The sequence below is a fragment of the Rossellomorea yichunensis genome, from assembly GCF_032337515.1.
Taxonomy (GTDB): Bacteria; Bacillota; Bacilli; order Bacillales; family Bacillaceae_B; genus Rossellomorea; species Rossellomorea yichunensis.
On sequence record NZ_JAVYAD010000008.1, the window covers coordinates 58,487 to 75,690 of the forward strand.

Genomic DNA, 17,204 nt, shown 5'->3' on the forward strand with positions numbered 1-17,204 from the left:
CAATAAGTTCATCTACTTTTACACTTCCTTCTCTCTATCATTTATACATCAAGTTAAGTCATTTCTCTAAAAGCTCCGTTAATAAAGAAATATTTACTCCAAGTGCTTCAAATATTGATCGGCAGGTGATGTCACTTACTTTGCCCTTTCCTCCTTCAAGCCTCTTAATCGTTTGAGCACTCACGTTTGCTTTTTGAGCTAATTCCTCTTGTGTTAATTGAGACTTCACACGCAAAATGTGAACGATTTCGCCCATATGTAGTTTTTCAGTATTCGAGTCATCTTTTACAAAACAATTATTTATGGAGTTGCATAATTTTTTCATGTCCTTCATAGGTAGACTCCTCCAACAATTGGTAAATTTTATTTACTAAATATAAAGAAATTTCTACACATTTTCAAGGGAAACCGTATAATTTCTTATTTACAATATACGGTTATATCGGAAGTACTTTATGGTTTGATTGGTGAAAGCTAGGTGCGACTTTTGAACGGGATGAATGATATACAAAGAAGAGGATTGACTCTAAACATTTTCATTCTTAATGAATTTAATGACAGATATTCTAATTCTGTTTTCAAGAAACGGATAATTTATTATTTTATAAGGTTTAAGAAAGTATTATATGAAGTTGGTAATGAATCTGCAGAAACCAAACCAACGACTGCTATTTCCCGGTTTATTTGAGGGGAATCTACTATTTCCATTTCAACGATAGTATCGGATTTTGCGATTAAGTCTCCAGTTAATAATGCAACTCCTTTTCCATTTTCCAAAAAATCCAATGCGGTTAAAGGTGGCAGTTCTATATAATCTGTCCCAGGTTGCAACTGTGCTTTTTGCCATTGAAGGCTTTCGTGATTCCAATCAACCATAATAAAAGGCTTACTACCCGGGAGCACATCTATAATTGAGAGAGTTTTATTCTTTATCATCTTAACCAGTGGATGTGCATAATGAGCTGCAAGTTTTAGAGGTTCTCGGAATATCCAATACTTATTCAAGTCTGTATTAAAGTAGGGATGTGTTATAAATCCCAACATAACCGATCCGTCATAAAGCATTTCAATGATTTGTTGGTTATGTCCAGTGTGGATTTCAAGTGCAATATCTGGATATTGTTCATGTGATTTCTGTATAAGTGAAGAAAAAATACCTGTCGTGAAGGTTGGGAGAGTCCCGATCGTGACGTGCCCAATCTTTCCATCTCGAATAGACTGTACTCTTTCAACCCCTTTTTGCAGAAAGTCTATCGCTTGTCTAGCATAAGGCAAAAATCCTTTTCCTAATTCACTTAATTCAACCGTTCTTCCAACCCGAGTGAAAAGCGGTCCTCCTACTTTTTTCTCTAACCCCTGTATTCTTAACGTGACAGTCGGTTGAGATAGATCTAGATATCGCGCAGCTTTACTGATACTCCCCAGCCTTACCACAAAATCGAATGCCTGTAATTGATTAAGGTCCATCTTTTCACCTCATATAAGTATTTCTAATACTAAATATAACTTATATTGTATTGTTTGATTAGTGATTCGGACATTATAATTAGTTACTCATATACAAGGAGGAACACATTTGATGAAAAAACGAATAATCGATTTGGTTAATGAACAATACAAAGCACCAAAGGGTTTACTAGGGGTTTATTTCGGTGAAAAAATGGTTCGTCAACATAGAATTGAGACTTTGTGGACGTTGGAATTGCTTAAATTGCAGGATAACGATTATGTATTGGAACTTGGCTGTGGTGCTGGATATGCCGTGAAAAGGGTACTAAGGGATTCAAACGTTAAAAAAGTAGTCGGTTTTGATTTATCCCAAACTGCACTTGCATCCGCAAGATTCCGAAATAGAGCTAACATATACAATAGTCGTGCAAAATTTGTGTTGGGGAATGTTAATAGTCTTCCTTTTCAAGATGGGATGTACTCCAAGGTCTATAGCATTCAATCAGTATACTTTTGGGAATCGATACATGATTCAATCAATGAAATATATCGAGTGTTGAGACCAGGAGGTTCCTTGATCATTACATTAAGTGACGGTAAAAACGGCATACCTTGGATGAATATTCGAAGAATGTTGTTAGAAGACCTAATCCCAAATATGAAAATCAGGGGATTTAAGAATATTGAATTATTAGAAGGGCCTACTTCCAGAGGTTATAATTCCGTTGCGATAGTGGGGGATAAACAGATTTCATTATGACGCCAATTTCCGAAATGGCGTCATAATGAAATTATTGAATATGTTTTTCTAGTTATATCTTATAACGAATCAAAGGAAAATCGGGTTTGATCAATCTCGATTGTAATTCAGATGATCAATAAATTCCGGCAATTCCATCAAATCATCAATCACCCAATCTGCTTGTTCCGCATGACTCAAGTGATGGTCTTTCTTCCAAATACCCTTCATCCCGACTTTTTGAGCACCATACACATCATACTCAGGGTGATCCCCGATAAAGATGCATTCATGAGGTTCTAAATTCAACCTTACTAACGCTCTCTTGAAGATTTCAGGGTCAGGCTTTTTCAAGCCTTCCCACTCTGAAACTAGAATTTCATCAAAGTATGCTTTTATATCAAGAGCCAGGATGTTGTCCATTTGAAACTGGCCATAGCCATTTGTGATCATTCCCAGTTTGATATTTTTTTCTCTTAATTCATCCAACATTCTATGTAAATGTGGAAAAGGTACACAGCTGTGCTTGAATTCACTGATGTAATCCTCAAGCAGCTCTTCCCAGGTTAATTCGTGAATAGTGAATTCATCTATAAGCTGCTTGTACACCTCATCTTTCCATACGTAGCCGCGCTGGTCTAATTCAATGAATCTGGTTATGTACGATTCTTTTGGGATATGTCTTAGCCATTTATCCAGTCTTTCATATTGGCTAGTGATGAATTCAACTACAGAGGCATCTCTGTTCAGTAGGGTTCCGTCCAGGTCGAATATGGCAGCTTTGATCATGATGGGGTGTCCTCCATTTCTGTTTTTAGTCGAAGGTTCATATTGCATATTGAAAAATAGTCAAGTAGTGGCAGATTTCGCCCGAATAAGGGAATTTGCGTCGTCATCCAAGCTGTTTCTTGTAATTAATAGTGGTTTTGTGAGGATGTTCCCTGCCCTATCTTATAAAATTTAGACTTACGTGTTTATTTATCAGCGAAAAACGATTTTTATCAGCGATATTTTCGATATATCAGCGAAATACCGATTTTATCAGCGGAATTTCAAATATATCAGCGAAATCATACTATTCCAGAATCCTATGCAAACTAAACATTTCACTAATCCTCCATATCAGCGAACTCCCCCTTTTTAATATACATGATGAGCCCGACATGAATTGGATTCGGTTCCAATGTTAATTTGTTTTCGTATATAGGAGACCAGATAATCTCCGCTTCTATCATAAAATACTTTTCCATATATTCACTATATTAACGCATTTTAGAATATAATGGAAAGAGATGAATAGAAAGGGAGATACATATGGGATTGGAAATGAAGACGGATTGTCAGGCCTGCCGGAAGATTTTGACGGATGACGCGTATATCTGTGTGCATGAATGTACATTTTGTGAGGATTGTACAGCTAAAAATGACTCTATCTGCCCGAACTGTAGTGGAGAGTTAGTCAGGAGACCGAAACCACCTATGGGAATGGAGCATTAAGGAAGGATCGCTTGAAGAAAGCATTGGTGATCATTGATGTGCAAATTGGAAGGTTCTCGATTGAGCCACCGATTCATCGGGGAGACACTCTGTATCTTTAGATGGTAACAAGCTCAGAGTATGAACCCTGAGCTTGTTACATTAGTTGATGTCTCCAAGATATACTTCCTGAGCTATTTCTTTATTTAGATACGGAATGATTTTCTTAGGATATAATCTACACTTCGTTAACTCAGTCAAATCCATCCATTCGACCCCTACCTGATGACTATCTGGATTGGTAGGGACAAGATCTTTGTCCATATCATTGAAAACTGAACATTTAAAATAAAACTCCATCTGATGTACGTCATGATCAAAGGAAGCATGTTCATGGTTCTGCCCGATGTACTCGCGTATATGTATGAGTTCCCCTACTTCCACTTCCCTTCCGGTTTCCTCGATACATTCTCTTTTTAAAGCTTCATGAAGTGTCTCCCCTTGTTCCTGGCCCCCACCTGGAAATAGATAAAAGAATCCATTCCCGTCTTTATTCTTAGTGAGCAGGATTTTATCATCTTTTATAATGATGGCTTTAGCTGAATTTCGGATGGGCATGGATAATCTCTCCTTCTAATTGCTTTCATTTCTCATATGTATACTAACGGGAGACTCTAAAAGAAAGTCTCCCAACTATTAAACGTTGACTATTGACAAACCATCAACACATTCCCATCAGGATCTTTAAAAACAAAGTATTGATCATTTTGGATATCCGTTACTAATTCGACACCATTGTCTTTCATAAATTGATAGGAATCATGGATATCATCAGTGGCAAATTGAATGGCAGGGAAATTCAGTCTTGGTCCTTTTCCATTTTCGTCTTTCCACATGGGCATTGTGTCAAGAATCATACCAGCACCATCCATGTCGGCAACGAATAGATGATCGAAATGGTCTTCTCCTTTTTCGATTCCGAGCATTTTTGAATACCATTCTTTAGACTTTTCAATGTCACTTACAGGAATAAAAACCAGGTTCACTTTGTTTTTGATCGGACTCTTGAGCATATAGCTTCCTCCATTTCTTGTAGAGTACTAGAATACCATTCCATATAAGGCATCACATATCCTGCCTGACTCTTTGATTTCCCCCTTAGGAGTAAGAGATTTCGGTTTCCAGACTGAGTACTTTAAGATGAACCATTGATACACTTAGTTTAATTACAACTCGAAAGGATGATTATTTTGATAGAACGAAAATTGGTTGAGAATACAGTCCGTTCATTTCATGAGAGATATCAGCTTCCTGGCATCTCAATGTGTTTTACAGATTCTACTGGGGAGGACTATCCAATGGCAGCAGGGGTTCGTCATATCGCATCAGATGTAAAGTTGGACCCGTATGATCATCTAAGGGTCGGGAGCATTACGAAGATCTTCATCAGCACACTTATTTTAAAAATGAAGGATGAAGGCATTGTGTCACTTGAACAAACTGTGGATTCCATCTTACCCGGCATCTTGAAAGACGGGACTCATATAACCGTCCGTCATTTGCTACAACATAGAAGTGGTTTGAAGGACTATATATGGATGGATGTTGCAGGAACAAATTGTATCCAGCACGCAGTATCCAGCCTTCATGATGAATTCCCCCCACAGAGCCTTATCAGACTAGCTTCCAGCCATGTCCTCCAATTTGAACCGGGTACTGAATTTAACTACTCGAATACAGGTTATATCCTGCTTGGAATGATAGCAGAAAAACTCACCGGAGAATCAATAGAAAAGCTATTAGATAAATGGATCATCCAACCGCTTCAATTGGAAAGGACATACTTTCCCAGTACGAATGATCTGAGAAAACCCTTTGGGGCAGGTTATTCTAAAGCTACCCCTGACCTGACAGACCTTTCAGATGAAATATCAGAAATTACGCATCTTAATGTATCGATTGTATGGGCTGCAGGTGCTCTCATTTCCAATCCTATAGATATTCAAACGTTTATGAAGTCTCTTTTTAACGGTCATCTCCTATCTAAGAAATCTTTGACTGAAATGATGTGTTTCCTCGAAGCTGATGACCCGAAGCAGTCCTATGGTTTGGGACTCCATCAATATACCTTTGATGATGGAAGACAAGCCATTGGTCATCAGGGCGGGATACATGGTTACGAATCAGTGACACTTTATTATCCTGACTGTGAAATGTCTTTGACCGTTATCGTGAATCAAATGCCAGTCGGGGTGGTGGCGATTGCAAATCAATTGTTTCGAGAAATTACTAAGGGGATTTGAATGAAAGGTTTGCCTATTATAATGAAGAAAAAACGCTCAATCGGAGCGTTTTTTCTAACTCAATCAAATGACTAACCAGTGTCATCGTCTTTTCACAGCTTTCTTGCCCAAAAAGTATGAGCTGCTCCCCATAAATAAACCACCAGCGATACTAAACAAGGTTCCAACAACAATCCACTGAGTGGATAAGAAAACACCCAGCATAAATATAAATAATCCCCCTATAAACAGAACGTATGCTTTTGTCATAAATTCTCCTCTGCTATATTGAAAGCTGCTCAAGAATCGCCATGAAGATTAACATGGCGATGGCAGATGCAATAGTAGAAATCGTTACTACATATTCATTTGTTTTGCGGTATAACAACCATTCCATGAGTGCTCTAAATACCTGATGACCAATGAAGAAGGACAGAAAATACAATTCGGGGCTAATGATATTTTCATATTTGAAAAGAATTATGATAACTCCGGATACCATGAGCACTAATAGCATTCTCTCCCCCCATTTATGTACCGGGTGTCTTAATTCATTCCTTTCCTCTTTGGTAATATGAAATGATTTTCTTAATTTTTTTTCAATCATAGCGTTGAAGACCATTAAGATTAATGCATATGCTGAGGTAAGATACCAATGAAGAATGATTATTCCCCCCTATAAATCTCTTTCTAGTTTAACATAAATTACCTTATAAGCTAGTTTTTCCAGTGCTTGCACCCCTCAAAAACATTCCATTATCCATTCACCTTCTATATGATCAATTCCTTAATATATATCTTTATAGTATACATAATAATATTATGTATACCTTAGAATATGGAAAGCTAACTTCGGACTTCTTCAATCTAATGTAATATGGAATTGTGATAAATTAAAAAATTCTATATAAAATGGCTAAGTCATTAATGACTTAGCCATTTTTTTCCTTTATTTGTTCTCTGATACTTTCTAGTTCTTCAAGAGTCAACTTGCTCAAAGACTTTTTGATTTCTTCCTCAACCTGCTTTTTGTTTTTCTCCCTGTACTGATCCCACCATTGTCTAAGATCTTTTGTATTTGTCAGGAGATATTCAAGGTCAATCTCTTCTATTTCATCATCGGATAAATAGTTCAGAACAGCCGCTAACATTCGTTCGAGCATCTCGTTTTTTTCTCTTTCCTGTACCAGTTCACCTTTTTGTTCAGTTGAGGATTCATCTTTCCTTGGCATGTTAGTCCCTCCTTTGCATCACTTCGTACTCCTAGTATTGCCTTAAGATCTAATTTGGTAAACGAATACCTTAATATGTCCTTCAAGGAATAAATCTTGAATAATGAGACAATGTTGATTCGTATTTCCGTATTTAACAATGATAATTCAGGTAAACAATGTGTTTTTAATGAGTAAAAGTGGGATACACCTCCATTAATTACTCTGTGTTTACTTCAGGTTTACATACGCTTTCTCATTTTGTTCCCCTCCCTTTTTCTTTGTATGGTTAAGCTACCCGGGAAAACAAAGAGAGGCGCGCCAATCAGAAGGAATCTGAGTTGGAGAAATTTGAAGAGCTTTATAAGCAATATGATTTAATGATTCATAAAGTGATTCATTCTTTGCACATATACAAAAATAAGCATGAATATTATCAGACTGGTCTCATTGCACTCTGGGAAGCACATGAAAATTTCAATCCAGAAAAAGGTGCTTTCCCTGCATATGCTTATTCATTTGTACGTGGCAGAATACTATCTCAATTAACAAGTGAAAACAGGAATGAAGAGAAAAGTATTTTCAAAGAAGCGGAATTTTTTGAAATCGTGGAGGATGAAAAAGTGAATGATGGGTTGGCACAAGAATTACTGTACAGTTACTGTGAGGGCTTAACTGAAAATCAGAGAAAATGGGTGCTTTATACATGTATGCACATGCTGACGGTAAGTGAGATTGCAGAGGTAGAGAATGTTTCGATTTCCGCAGTGAAGAAGTGGCGTAAAGGAGCGAAAGAAAGGATTCGGGGAATGTTGGACATAAAATGATAGTTGATTAGTTTTCAAGACCAGGATACTCAAAGGCCAATTATCTAAACTTGGCCTTTTCTGTATTATTTCTTATCACTTCAAATTTTTCACAACAGCCATTTCCCTGCCGAATCTATCTCCCTGGTCAACAAATCCCAGACTGGAATATAAATGGTGTGCCCCTTTATTTTCAGGATGATACCCTACTACAATCCTTTCGACATCAAGGGTTTCAATCATCCCTTCTATCATCAAGGCAGTTGCAGTTTTTCCAATACCCTTACCCTGATAGCTTTTATCCACCATGATTCGGTATACCCAGAAAGCATCGAGTTCTTCTGGCACAGTATTGTACATTAAAAAGCCGACCACTTTGTCCTCATAATAGATGGCAAAGGGCTTTAGTGAAGGTTCGAATTTTGATTGAGCTATCGATATTGCATTTGACTCGATGAATGCCTTTTGATCATCGGAAATTTCCAGCTGACAGCAATCGTACCAATTATCTTTATTTAATTCTACTATTTTCACACTGTTTGAATTCATTTATTTTCCCCCTTCGATATTAAAGAACCCAGCCTGTTAATTGTCCTCAATACCTTGTCGTTACTTGAAATTATTCATTCTTTATTAACCACATTGAACGATGCCAAGAAACCAGATAAATATAGAATGCAATTCTCAGACTATTGAATTATACCACTATTTTCTATTAGAACCTCATACTTACCATTTAAACTAATGTCATTTGTAAAATTAAAAAAGCTCCCACAATCGGAAGCCTTTAGTACACGTCAATTCTTTGATAAACGAAGGAATCGTGGATAAGCTGCGAGCGCAATAAAACCACCCGCTATTCCAGCGATAAGCAGAATCCCTATATTAAACAAAATATCCCTTATTGTGCCATCTGCAAGGATCACTTCTTTGTAACCTTCGATAGCCCAATACTGAGGCAATGCCTTGCTGATTTTTTGCATGAAGTCCGGCATGAGTTCTACCGGAAGCCACAACCCCCCAAGCATAGCTCCACCAAGGGCTATGATCTGAGTCATCGCAATCCCCATGTTTTCCGTTTTCACCAATACGGCGAGTGCCATACCCCAACCAGTTACAATAAATGCTAATGACAAAGATAACATGATCAATGCAAATGGATCTCCTAATGGGAGATCATAAACAATCACACCGAAACCAAATAATACTGCCACTTGGATCAGCACAATCAACAAAAATGGGATCCATTTTCCGATAAAATAGTCTCTGATCGGTAATGGGGTACTAGCGATACGGGACACCATCCCCTTATCCCTGTCTTTAACAAATGCAATCACCATGGAGATCATGATATAAAAGGCAAACATAATCGTGTAGCCGGGAATGATCTGGGTAACAACTTCCTTATAACTTGTTTTTTCATCCCCTGAAAAAATAGAGACAAAAGCGATAATAAACACGATTGGTAAAATAAACGTCCAAAACCATAACCCTTTATCCTGAATATTTTTCTTTAATTCCATCCTTACAATAGCCCACATGCTCATCCACCCTTTCTATGAATCTCGCAGTTGTGTTCCAGTCAAAGCGAAAAAGATATCCTCCAGTTTTGGCTGATACAATTCAAGCCTTCTTGGCATAATGTTTTGATTGCGGAACTCGACAATCAATTGTTCCAGCGTCATCAAAGGATCTTCACTTTGCAAAAGAAATCCATTTCCTTTGGCTTTGACCTGACCATGTACGGATAAGCGGACTTCATCTAAACCTTCTCCGGAAATAAACAATGAGGGTTTATTATATTTTTGCTGCAGTTCTTCCATTGTTCCGCATTCACCTAATGTCCCCTTGTCGATTAGTCCGATGCTGTCACATAGCTGCTCTACTTCCTCCATGTAGTGACTCGAATAGATGATGGTACTTCCCTTCTCCTTTAACTCGTGGATGATAGAGAAAATCGAGTTTCTTGATTGTGGATCGATTCCTACGGTAGGTTCATCCATGAACACAATGGAGGGATTATGCAGTAAAGCACAGCCAATATTCAATCGACGCTTCATACCTCCTGAAAAGGTGATGACTTTGTCTTTCCCGCGTTCTTTTAAACCGATTTGTTGTAACACTTTTTCGGAACGATCTTGAAGGTCTTTTCCTTTCAGTCCATAAAGGCTCCCGAAATACATTAAATTATCCTTGGCAGTAAGGGTTTCTTCCAGACAGATATCTTGAGGTATGTATCCAATGAGCTTTTTCACCTTTAATCTTTCATTCATGACAGAATGCCCGTTGACGAAGATTTCCCCATTAAAACTTTGTAAAACTCCGGATAAGATCTTTATAAGAGTCGATTTCCCTGCACCATTGGGTCCTACCAGACCAAAACAAGAGCCTTCTGGAATAATTAAATGAATATCGTCAAGTGCTTGAATCGAATCATATCGCTTGCTTATGTTCTCAACTTTGATCATTAATAAACCCTCCTCCAACTCAAATGCATATTAAGATGTACGAAACGAAATTGTAAAAGTTTCACTTACTGTAAAGAAACGAAAGGAAAAGGAGTGGGTTTGTACTCCACTCCTTTCGTATTATCAATATCCTCGATTGAAATCATTTTATTATTTCGCCAATCAACGCTACCTAACCAAATAAAGTAATATAAATGAAAGAATACCTAGAAGGACAATCATAAAAGCATCTTTGAATCCATCTTTCACACGAATATGGGCAAGCATTCCACCGATAGCTGTGACGCCAAGAATGAGAGAGCCGGGACCAATGTACGTTTCATACCAATAACCAAGTACCAATAGTACGGCACCGGTTAATTCCACCAATCCAGTGACGACCCGAAACCATTGAGGTAAACGCAAATGATCAAATACACCACGATGCATGCTCGATCCAGTCAATTTTCCGACTGCCGCCATAAAAAATATCGCTGCCAATATCCCTTGTAAAACCCAGATGAAGATGGTCATGTTGTTTTCCCCCTTCGAATTGAAAGCAATGGGCCCTGATATATGAATATGCCAGCTTTAATGAATTCATGCATTTTATAAGATTCAGTGGATTATTTCACGAATGCTACTTAAAAAAGTGGACAGAGAGAACAACCTCTACTCTCCTTTACGCCTACTCCTTCACTTTCAATCCCAATAAGCTGGCAAATCCAATCGCTTGTTCAGGTGAAACTTCGCAACCAGAAAGATATTCAAGAGCTACATTTATACGTGTAAACCTGCAGGTACTAATATCAATTCCTTTGAGGTCAGTCTGGGTGAAGTCAATCTCATTAAGGTCGCATCGATCAAAGTTTACTTTCAGGAGTTTACAGTCAGAGTAGTTGGCATTTTGTAAAAAGGTCTGGTTAAATATCACCTGCTTTAATCGTGCTTCAACAAAGTCACTCATGTTTGCCAAGCACTCTTCAAAACGGACATTGCCTAAATTACCACCCGAAAAATTCACACCTAATAATTTGCATTCCTTGAAGGTCACCCGATGTATGATTCCCTCGCTAAAGTTTACATTCGACAGGTCGCAGTTTTCAAAGACGACATCTGTCATATCCGTCCGTGGGAAGGATGCACCAACGAACGAGACATTTTTAAACAACACTTTAGATAACACGAGCTGATTGATCTCTTCCTGATCAAGTCTCGTATTTTCTATCATACAATTCGATAGAAATGGATCTTCTTCATAATAGACATCTTGAAAATTAGCAGACTCTAAACGAGCAGGGATCTTTGGGTCTTCTATTTTAAACTTATTCCCCATGTTTTACACCTCAATTATGTTCATTTTATATAAAGAAAACTATAACATGAAGAAAATTGAATAGTAGTCTTGGATTTTTTTCAGGTGTGTGTCTCGCAATGACGAGAGGGTTGGAACACTGCAGCAACCTTTTATCTGAAAGAATAGTAGATAGCTTACAATCGTTTCCCTTATTCGATTTATTTTTCCCTGCTCATTACAAATAATCATTACACCAATTTTATGTTTCGAGTTAAAATAGGATGGAATGAATAAAGTGAGGTGTTCCATATGAAGGTAACAGAAACATCACGACTCGCCTTGAGATGGGTTGAGGAAACTGACGCAGAATTTATTATGAAATTACTAAATGAACCTGGATGGCTGCAATACATTGGAGACAAAGGAATTCGCACTATGGATGATGCAAAGGATTATATCGTGTGTGGTCCCCAAACAATGTATGAACGGGAAGGGTTTGGATTGTTTTTGGCAGAACGTAAGGATGATCACGTACCAATCGGCTTATGTGGATTGATTAAGCGTGACGGCCTCGAAGACGTGGATATAGGATTTGCCTTTCTCTCTGACTATCAATTTCAAGGGTATGCATTTGAAGCGGCAAGCGCTACAGTTGATTTTGCAAAAGACATGGGGATAAAGCGCCTGGTAGCGATAACCACCAAAGATAATGAATCTTCCTCCAAACTGCTTGAAAAATTGGATATGAAATTAGAAGGTTATGTAACATTGCCAAATGATACAGAAGAACTGAAAAAATACAGCCTGAATTTTTAGATATTGAACTATATTCATATTGAAAAGAGCTGATGTCTAGAATTCGCAGCTCTTTTACTCATATTGAAAAGCGTGTATTGAAAAAATGATAAAAAGGAACGAAAAAACACCTATCCAATGTCAGATAAGTGCTCAGCTGGTTCTTAATTATATAACTTCTTCAACTCTCTCAATACATAGTTCTCCCGTTTAATCCAGCGGGTGTTATCAAACTGGTCCATCAGTTTTTCATTCTCCTCAATCGCTTCATCCAGTGTAACCCACTTGGGTTTCATATCCAGTTCCGATTCATATCCTTCTAATTGTTGTGGTATTCTTTCTCTGTCAGTTAATTCACATTTGAAATAATGGGAAGTCATTTCGAATAAGGCATCATCTTCAAACACATCCACATGCCTTTGGATCACGACTCCAAGGGGCTCATTAACAACACAGTTTATAAAGCCACTTTCTTCAGCCACCTCTCTTATCAGGGCACGAGGCAAGGTTTCACCTTCTTCAACCCCGCCACCAGGAAATTTATAATCTCCCCTGTTTGAATGCATGAGAAGAATCTTATGATCTTGAATGATGACAGCTTTTACGGCGGTTCTATATTTCATTTTGTATTCAGTTATCTCGCTTTTCGGTTTTCCTAATACGGTTTCAAACAAAAGTGACGCTCCTTTCCTTTTATTTAACAATAGCCATTCCAACAACTTGATCCGAGAAGACAATCATTTCATCCATCTCGATAATAGAATCGGGGGCTGAAATTGATTTGAATCGAGCGTTTTTAATATGTATCGGGCCTGTTGCATTTGTTACCATCATATCAGGTGAAAGTTCCTGGAGTTCTTCCCCAAACCGATCGAGCCCATATTCAAAGAATGTCTTCATCTCTTCATCACCATCAAAAAAATTCACTTCCCCCTCAATCATGGCAGTTTGAGTAAGGATTTGAATCCTGCCTTGTTTGTTTGAAATCACTTCTTCTGGAATCAACCCTTCTTCAAACTGTTGTTTTTGATCAGCCAGGTGAGTGATAATCGCTTTCTTGTAATCCATCGCTTTATTAATGTTTTCTAACTTTTGCATGACTATTCTCCTTTTAATAGTAGATTCATTATCCTTGCCATATGAGATTTTCTTTCCTCAATTATTTCTTTTCAATCAACCCAATTCCCACTCCGGTAGGATCCACCAAATATGCAAGGAAGAAATCATCAAATTCCATCTTATCCCTGACAACCATCGCCCCGTTTTCTTTTGCTGCAGAAATGGATATGTCAATGGATTGTACTTCAATTTGCATACGTGTACCGTGTGGATAATCATGAGGCCCTTTGCCTATACCCCCATTCATTTCATTACCTTGCCCGGTTGAGACTGCCCAGTAGTCCCATTGAGGTTCAGCCACTTCCCATCCGAATACGTTTGAGTAAAATGCTGCCGCTTTTTCTGGCTCCTGACTGCTTAATTCAAAGCCAACAACTTTCCCATCTAAATTTTTCACGTTCGTTACCTCCATATCCTTTAATTCATGAAAAATTTAACCTTATACCAACGAGTATTATTTCTATTCGACAAAATCTCGCAATATCCTCCATTAGAACGAACATTCCCAAAAAAATGCCAAGTTTTGTTTCAATCAAAAGAAAAACGTATGCCTAGAAACTCTAAGCGTCTTGGGGTCAGTTTTGACTATTGTACTTGTTGATTTTTCAGTTTTTATTGATTGGATCACACCTTGGTGTATTGGATAAGAAACCTAATTGTTAGATTAGTCTTCACGAGACGTAAATGAGTAAAGAATATGTAGAAAGCCCGAGATCATATTAAGATCTCGGGCTTTCTAGTATTCATTTTATTTATTTTTCTCCATGACAGCAAAGTAGTTATCTTCATAATCAGCAAAATTGAAGACTCTGCCAGAAGGCATTTCAACAATTTGTCCCACCGTTATATTCTTATCAGATAGGTTTTTATGTAATTCATCCAGATTGTCTGTGAATAGCATTAAAGATGGAGTTCCGAGATTAAGTTCGGGCTGCATTTTAGCAATCAATTCCTTGTTGTGAAGCACAATGCTTGTCTCTGCATCTTTCGTCGGGGCGATTTCAATCCATCGCATCCCCTGCCCGTTATCTTCTTCGGATAGAACTGTAAACCCGACTTTTTCAGTCCAGAAATGTACCGACTCATCCTGGTTATGGACATATAACATGATTTGACCGACTTTACTGATCATCTATATCACTCCTATTATAGTATACATTAATTATATCACGCTTACATTGAATCGCTTACAATAAATAAAACCTGCGTTGTGTAAACAAGCAGGTTGTTTCCACTAACTGTTTCGTTTTCCTATATATTCGGATTGCGGCCGGTATATCGTATTCTTTTCTGCCTGCTCCAATACATGTGCAGTCCATCCAACGATGCGACTGGCCGTAAATGTCGGTGTGAAGAGATCTGATGGCAGATTAATCGATTTCATGATGGCAGCTGCGTAAAACTCTACATTTGTGTATAGGGATCTCCCCGGCTTAATTTCAGCTAAAAGTTCAATCGCTTTCTTCTCCACATAAAGTGCTAGATCCAGAGAGTGATCATCCCCCTTATTTTCTAACAGGGTATTTCTTAAAGCGATGGCTCTTGGGTCATGAGTTTTATACACCCGATGGCCAAACCCCATCAGCTTCTCTCCTTTCAGCAACTTTCTTCTTATGACATTTTCCGCTTTTTCAAGAGTTCCTATTTCGTTCAGTAAATCAATGACCCCGGATGGTGCTCCTCCGTGAAGCGGTCCTTTCATTGTTCCGATGGCTGAAGTGATGGCTGAAACCAGATCGGATTCCGTTGAGGCTGTGACTCTTGCAGAAAAAGCAGAAGCATTCATTCCATGCTCAAGGGTCAGGACCATATACGTTTCCAATGCATCAGCAACAGCCTTGGACGGGTTGTTTCCGGATAGCATATAGAGATAATTTTCCACATGGTTCAGCTGGGGATCCGGATCAATGAAAGGTTTTTCCAAATTCATATTAAAACGGTAGGAAATGATGGTAGGAATAACGGCCGTCAATCTCATTGCCTGTTCAATAGTTGGCTTCCAAGTGTATTCTGGTCCTCCTAGAGAGGAGATGACGGTTCTTAATACACTCATCATGTCCATTTCAACTGGCAAAGAATGAAGGATCTCCTTCATTGCAGGCGTTATGAATCGGAACGTGCTCAATTTGTTTTTTATGTCCACTGCATCCTCCATCGTTGGAAGATACCCATACCATAATAAGAAAGCTGCTTCTTCAAATGACAGGTCCTTGAGTTCCCCGATTTCATATCCCCTATAGATGAGGACGCCCTAAAGTTGATGGTAAGATTCCTTTCATCTGCACGTTCCTTTGCCCAATCGAGGGACGTTTTTGATAAATCAACTGCATCTACCTCAAAGCCCTGTTCCGCTAAATAAATCGAGTTTCTGCCTGGCCCACAACCGAGTTCCAGTACTTTTCCAGCCGAAATCCTTCCCGTTTCCACATATGATACTAAATTTTCGTCAGGTGCATTCACAAATATTGGTACTGATTTGTCACGATCAGAAAAAAATTCATCCCAAAAGTGAGTAGGTTCCCTTAAAAATGAATCCAGCATCTCCAGTAAATCTTCATAATTATGAATGTTTTCTTGCATGTGGTTCCCCCCTTTTTTAAGCTAATTTTATTTTACTTGATTACAAAAAAAGAAAGGTTACCACGATTTTACAAATGTGTATTTTTGTATGAAGCTGGATGGTTAAAGCGATGCTTATTATGCTCCCAGAAATAATCGTGTTGGTTTAGAATATCCTCAAAGCCGCTTTTAATAGGGAGGTTATACAAAATTATTCAGACCCAATCTTGCCTTAATACAAACCCATTAGCGTGGGTGGTGCCAATAGATGATAAAGATTGAACATTACATTTATTACAGAAATGTATCAGAAAATGGAAGGTTAAGGAAGTTATTTTGACTTCTTCTCTTTTCAAATCTTGTAATTTAAGTTCATCTATTTTTTCAAGTTCATTCTCCTAAATACTTCTCCATCCTGATATCAGACCACATACAATTTTTCCAATAAGTAAAGTCAGCAATTCTAGCGATTTCTTGATATCCCAACTGTTGATAAAGCTTATATGCCCGGGTATTAAACTCAAATACACCCAATTCAATTCTTGTTAGACCTTGCTTTTTTATCTCTTCTTCCAAATATTGGATAGCCTTGAAACCTATCCCCTTTCCACGTCCACCCTCTTCACCTATTGTAATTCCTATCCAAGCAGTTCCGGGTGCTCTTTTGTGAAGATGGCTTGGGTCGACCATGTAATTCATTTCTCCCACAAGCTTGTCATCTATATAAATAAGATAAAAATGATGGGTGTCTAAACGGTTTTTGAACTCTTCTAAAGTTATTTGCCACTGTTGTTCCAGTTCCTTCTTGTTTTTATTGGGGCGAATTAATGGAACTAAGTCTGGATTGTTTTCCCAGCGATTCATGGCATCTACAATGACAGGAGTTGGTTCGATTACCTTGGTAAAATGAAAAGTCATTATTTTCCCTTTCTATTCTCAATTATTTTAACCACTTGAATTAATAGTATCATTTATAAAACAATTCATTCCAATAACTTTTTTCTATCGATCAACTGTATCTCTT

General features: G+C 38.0%; 24 protein-coding genes and 1 pseudogene. 5 read left to right on the top strand and 20 right to left on the bottom strand.

Annotation, left to right across the window (positions count from 1 at the left end; all coding sequences use genetic code 11):
- Positions 1 to 58: 58 nt before the first annotated feature.
- Both RSX31_RS20545 and RSX31_RS20550 read right to left on the bottom strand, forming a co-directional pair.
- A complete protein-coding gene (locus RSX31_RS20545; RefSeq protein ID WP_315635872.1) occupies positions 59 to 334 on the bottom strand; it encodes a helix-turn-helix domain-containing protein in 276 nt (91 codons plus the stop codon).
- A 263-nt stretch (positions 335 to 597) separates the two neighbouring features.
- Positions 598 to 1,467: a LysR family transcriptional regulator gene (locus tag RSX31_RS20550; RefSeq protein WP_315635873.1), complete on the bottom strand. Its 870-nt coding sequence runs from the start codon at positions 1,465 to 1,467 to the stop codon at positions 598 to 600.
- A 112-nt stretch (positions 1,468 to 1,579) separates the two neighbouring features.
- Between RSX31_RS20550 and RSX31_RS20555 the strand changes: the two genes are divergently transcribed.
- Entirely contained in the window at positions 1,580 to 2,209 is a 630-nt protein-coding gene (locus RSX31_RS20555) for a class I SAM-dependent methyltransferase (protein WP_315635874.1), read from the top strand.
- A 90-nt stretch (positions 2,210 to 2,299) separates the two neighbouring features.
- Here the strand turns inward: RSX31_RS20555 and RSX31_RS20560 are convergent, their stop codons facing one another.
- The gene (locus tag RSX31_RS20560; RefSeq protein ID WP_148993821.1) at positions 2,300 to 2,977 is read right to left on the bottom strand and encodes an HAD family hydrolase; all 678 of its coding nucleotides are present in this window, start codon (positions 2,975 to 2,977) and stop codon (positions 2,300 to 2,302) included.
- Between the two features lie 525 nt (positions 2,978 to 3,502).
- Between RSX31_RS20560 and RSX31_RS20565 the strand changes: the two genes are divergently transcribed.
- Positions 3,503 to 3,685: a DUF1272 domain-containing protein gene (locus RSX31_RS20565; protein WP_148969080.1), complete on the top strand. Its 183-nt coding sequence runs from the start codon at positions 3,503 to 3,505 to the stop codon at positions 3,683 to 3,685.
- 141 nt (positions 3,686 to 3,826) lie between these two features.
- On the opposite strand, the gene RSX31_RS20570 is transcribed toward RSX31_RS20565, so the two are convergent.
- Positions 3,827 to 4,282: an NUDIX domain-containing protein gene (locus tag RSX31_RS20570; protein ID WP_148993820.1), complete on the bottom strand. Its 456-nt coding sequence runs from the start codon at positions 4,280 to 4,282 to the stop codon at positions 3,827 to 3,829.
- An 89-nt stretch (positions 4,283 to 4,371) separates the two neighbouring features.
- On the bottom strand, positions 4,372 to 4,737 hold the full coding sequence (locus tag RSX31_RS20575) for a VOC family protein (RefSeq protein ID WP_148969082.1): 366 nt from the start codon (positions 4,735 to 4,737) through the stop codon (positions 4,372 to 4,374).
- Positions 4,738 to 4,914: 177 nt separating this feature from the next.
- Here RSX31_RS20575 and RSX31_RS20580 point away from each other — a divergent pair, with 177 nt between their 5' ends.
- The gene (locus RSX31_RS20580; protein WP_315635875.1) at positions 4,915 to 5,967 is read left to right on the top strand and encodes a serine hydrolase domain-containing protein; all 1,053 of its coding nucleotides are present in this window, start codon (positions 4,915 to 4,917) and stop codon (positions 5,965 to 5,967) included.
- An 81-nt stretch (positions 5,968 to 6,048) separates the two neighbouring features.
- Here RSX31_RS20580 and RSX31_RS20585 read toward each other — a convergent pair whose 3' ends face one another.
- The 3 genes from RSX31_RS20585 to RSX31_RS20595 form a co-directional block, all read right to left on the bottom strand.
- On the bottom strand, positions 6,049 to 6,216 hold the full coding sequence (locus RSX31_RS20585) for a hypothetical protein (RefSeq protein ID WP_315635876.1): 168 nt from the start codon (positions 6,214 to 6,216) through the stop codon (positions 6,049 to 6,051).
- A gap of 13 nt (positions 6,217 to 6,229) precedes the next feature.
- The gene (locus RSX31_RS20590) at positions 6,230 to 6,568 is read right to left on the bottom strand and encodes a DUF4181 domain-containing protein (protein WP_148969084.1); all 339 of its coding nucleotides are present in this window, start codon (positions 6,566 to 6,568) and stop codon (positions 6,230 to 6,232) included.
- A gap of 310 nt (positions 6,569 to 6,878) precedes the next feature.
- Complete coding sequence (locus tag RSX31_RS20595) at positions 6,879 to 7,178, bottom strand: hypothetical protein (protein WP_148993817.1); 300 nt, start codon at positions 7,176 to 7,178, stop codon at positions 6,879 to 6,881.
- 320 nt (positions 7,179 to 7,498) lie between these two features.
- Between RSX31_RS20595 and RSX31_RS20600 the strand changes: the two genes are divergently transcribed.
- Positions 7,499 to 7,984, top strand: coding sequence for a sigma-70 family RNA polymerase sigma factor (locus tag RSX31_RS20600; RefSeq protein WP_148969086.1), 486 nt, complete (start codon positions 7,499 to 7,501; stop codon positions 7,982 to 7,984).
- A 75-nt stretch (positions 7,985 to 8,059) separates the two neighbouring features.
- On the opposite strand, the gene RSX31_RS20605 is transcribed toward RSX31_RS20600, so the two are convergent.
- The 5 genes from RSX31_RS20605 to RSX31_RS20625 form a co-directional block, all read right to left on the bottom strand.
- A complete protein-coding gene (locus RSX31_RS20605; RefSeq protein ID WP_148969087.1) occupies positions 8,060 to 8,512 on the bottom strand; it encodes a GNAT family N-acetyltransferase in 453 nt (150 codons plus the stop codon).
- 248 nt (positions 8,513 to 8,760) lie between these two features.
- A complete protein-coding gene (locus RSX31_RS20610) occupies positions 8,761 to 9,504 on the bottom strand; it encodes an ABC transporter permease (RefSeq protein ID WP_282137824.1) in 744 nt (247 codons plus the stop codon).
- 15 nt (positions 9,505 to 9,519) lie between these two features.
- The gene (locus RSX31_RS20615; RefSeq protein WP_315635877.1) at positions 9,520 to 10,431 is read right to left on the bottom strand and encodes an ABC transporter ATP-binding protein; all 912 of its coding nucleotides are present in this window, start codon (positions 10,429 to 10,431) and stop codon (positions 9,520 to 9,522) included.
- A gap of 168 nt (positions 10,432 to 10,599) precedes the next feature.
- The gene (locus RSX31_RS20620; protein WP_282137825.1) at positions 10,600 to 10,944 is read right to left on the bottom strand and encodes a DoxX family protein; all 345 of its coding nucleotides are present in this window, start codon (positions 10,942 to 10,944) and stop codon (positions 10,600 to 10,602) included.
- Between the two features lie 154 nt (positions 10,945 to 11,098).
- Complete coding sequence (locus tag RSX31_RS20625; RefSeq protein WP_315635878.1) at positions 11,099 to 11,746, bottom strand: pentapeptide repeat-containing protein; 648 nt, start codon at positions 11,744 to 11,746, stop codon at positions 11,099 to 11,101.
- A 270-nt stretch (positions 11,747 to 12,016) separates the two neighbouring features.
- On the opposite strand from RSX31_RS20625, the gene RSX31_RS20630 reads away from it, so the two are divergent.
- On the top strand, positions 12,017 to 12,523 hold the full coding sequence (locus RSX31_RS20630) for a GNAT family N-acetyltransferase (protein ID WP_148969092.1): 507 nt from the start codon (positions 12,017 to 12,019) through the stop codon (positions 12,521 to 12,523).
- 143 nt (positions 12,524 to 12,666) lie between these two features.
- Here RSX31_RS20630 and RSX31_RS20635 read toward each other — a convergent pair whose 3' ends face one another.
- The 7 genes and pseudogenes from RSX31_RS20635 to RSX31_RS20665 all read right to left on the bottom strand — a co-directional run bounded on the left by RSX31_RS20635 (position 12,667) and on the right by RSX31_RS20665 (position 17,098).
- Positions 12,667 to 13,176, bottom strand: a complete 510-nt coding sequence (locus RSX31_RS20635; RefSeq protein WP_262372581.1) for an NUDIX hydrolase — start codon at positions 13,174 to 13,176, stop codon at positions 12,667 to 12,669.
- A gap of 19 nt (positions 13,177 to 13,195) precedes the next feature.
- Positions 13,196 to 13,600, bottom strand: a complete 405-nt coding sequence (locus tag RSX31_RS20640) for a hypothetical protein (protein WP_315635879.1) — start codon at positions 13,598 to 13,600, stop codon at positions 13,196 to 13,198.
- Positions 13,601 to 13,661: 61 nt separating this feature from the next.
- Positions 13,662 to 14,018 carry a VOC family protein gene (locus RSX31_RS20645; RefSeq protein WP_315635880.1) on the bottom strand — a complete coding sequence of 119 codons (357 nt, stop codon included), beginning with the start codon at positions 14,016 to 14,018 and terminating at the stop codon, positions 13,662 to 13,664.
- A gap of 351 nt (positions 14,019 to 14,369) precedes the next feature.
- The gene (locus tag RSX31_RS20650) at positions 14,370 to 14,753 is read right to left on the bottom strand and encodes a VOC family protein (RefSeq protein ID WP_148993808.1); all 384 of its coding nucleotides are present in this window, start codon (positions 14,751 to 14,753) and stop codon (positions 14,370 to 14,372) included.
- Between the two features lie 102 nt (positions 14,754 to 14,855).
- Positions 14,856 to 15,863: a citrate synthase/methylcitrate synthase gene (locus RSX31_RS20655; RefSeq protein ID WP_315635898.1), complete on the bottom strand. Its 1,008-nt coding sequence runs from the start codon at positions 15,861 to 15,863 to the stop codon at positions 14,856 to 14,858.
- A gap of 11 nt (positions 15,864 to 15,874) precedes the next feature.
- Positions 15,875 to 16,201, bottom strand: a pseudogene (locus RSX31_RS20660) (class I SAM-dependent methyltransferase); the annotation flags it as partial.
- Positions 16,202 to 16,570: 369 nt separating this feature from the next.
- Positions 16,571 to 17,098 (bottom strand): GNAT family N-acetyltransferase, encoded by a 528-nt coding sequence (locus tag RSX31_RS20665; protein WP_315635881.1) that lies wholly within the window; start codon positions 17,096 to 17,098, stop codon positions 16,571 to 16,573.
- Positions 17,099 to 17,204: the final 106 nt, after the last annotated feature.

What these genes read in the sequence shown, in the direction of transcription:
- RSX31_RS20545 (WP_315635872.1), bottom strand. Translation starts at nt 334, where the DNA reads ATGAAGGACATGAAAAAATTATGCAACTCCATAAATAATTGTTTTGTA.
- RSX31_RS20550 (WP_315635873.1), bottom strand. Translation starts at nt 1,467, where the DNA reads ATGGACCTTAATCAATTACAGGCATTCGATTTTGTGGTAAGGCTGGGG.
- RSX31_RS20555 (WP_315635874.1), top strand. Translation starts at nt 1,580, where the DNA reads ATGAAAAAACGAATAATCGATTTGGTTAATGAACAATACAAAGCACCA.
- RSX31_RS20560 (WP_148993821.1), bottom strand. Translation starts at nt 2,977, where the DNA reads ATGATCAAAGCTGCCATATTCGACCTGGACGGAACCCTACTGAACAGA.
- RSX31_RS20565 (WP_148969080.1), top strand. Translation starts at nt 3,503, where the DNA reads ATGGGATTGGAAATGAAGACGGATTGTCAGGCCTGCCGGAAGATTTTG.
- RSX31_RS20570 (WP_148993820.1), bottom strand. Translation starts at nt 4,282, where the DNA reads ATGCCCATCCGAAATTCAGCTAAAGCCATCATTATAAAAGATGATAAA.
- RSX31_RS20575 (WP_148969082.1), bottom strand. Translation starts at nt 4,737, where the DNA reads ATGCTCAAGAGTCCGATCAAAAACAAAGTGAACCTGGTTTTTATTCCT.
- RSX31_RS20585 (WP_315635876.1), bottom strand. Translation starts at nt 6,216, where the DNA reads ATGACAAAAGCATACGTTCTGTTTATAGGGGGATTATTTATATTTATG.
- RSX31_RS20590 (WP_148969084.1), bottom strand. Translation starts at nt 6,568, where the DNA reads ATGGTCTTCAACGCTATGATTGAAAAAAAATTAAGAAAATCATTTCAT.
- RSX31_RS20595 (WP_148993817.1), bottom strand. Translation starts at nt 7,178, where the DNA reads ATGCCAAGGAAAGATGAATCCTCAACTGAACAAAAAGGTGAACTGGTA.
- RSX31_RS20605 (WP_148969087.1), bottom strand. Translation starts at nt 8,512, where the DNA reads ATGAATTCAAACAGTGTGAAAATAGTAGAATTAAATAAAGATAATTGG.
- RSX31_RS20610 (WP_282137824.1), bottom strand. Translation starts at nt 9,504, where the DNA reads ATGTGGGCTATTGTAAGGATGGAATTAAAGAAAAATATTCAGGATAAA.
- RSX31_RS20615 (WP_315635877.1), bottom strand. Translation starts at nt 10,431, where the DNA reads ATGATCAAAGTTGAGAACATAAGCAAGCGATATGATTCGATTCAAGCA.
- RSX31_RS20620 (WP_282137825.1), bottom strand. Translation starts at nt 10,944, where the DNA reads ATGACCATCTTCATCTGGGTTTTACAAGGGATATTGGCAGCGATATTT.
- RSX31_RS20625 (WP_315635878.1), bottom strand. Translation starts at nt 11,746, where the DNA reads ATGGGGAATAAGTTTAAAATAGAAGACCCAAAGATCCCTGCTCGTTTA.
- RSX31_RS20630 (WP_148969092.1), top strand. Translation starts at nt 12,017, where the DNA reads ATGAAGGTAACAGAAACATCACGACTCGCCTTGAGATGGGTTGAGGAA.
- RSX31_RS20640 (WP_315635879.1), bottom strand. Translation starts at nt 13,600, where the DNA reads ATGCAAAAGTTAGAAAACATTAATAAAGCGATGGATTACAAGAAAGCG.
- RSX31_RS20650 (WP_148993808.1), bottom strand. Translation starts at nt 14,753, where the DNA reads ATGATCAGTAAAGTCGGTCAAATCATGTTATATGTCCATAACCAGGAT.
- RSX31_RS20665 (WP_315635881.1), bottom strand. Translation starts at nt 17,098, where the DNA reads ATGACTTTTCATTTTACCAAGGTAATCGAACCAACTCCTGTCATTGTA.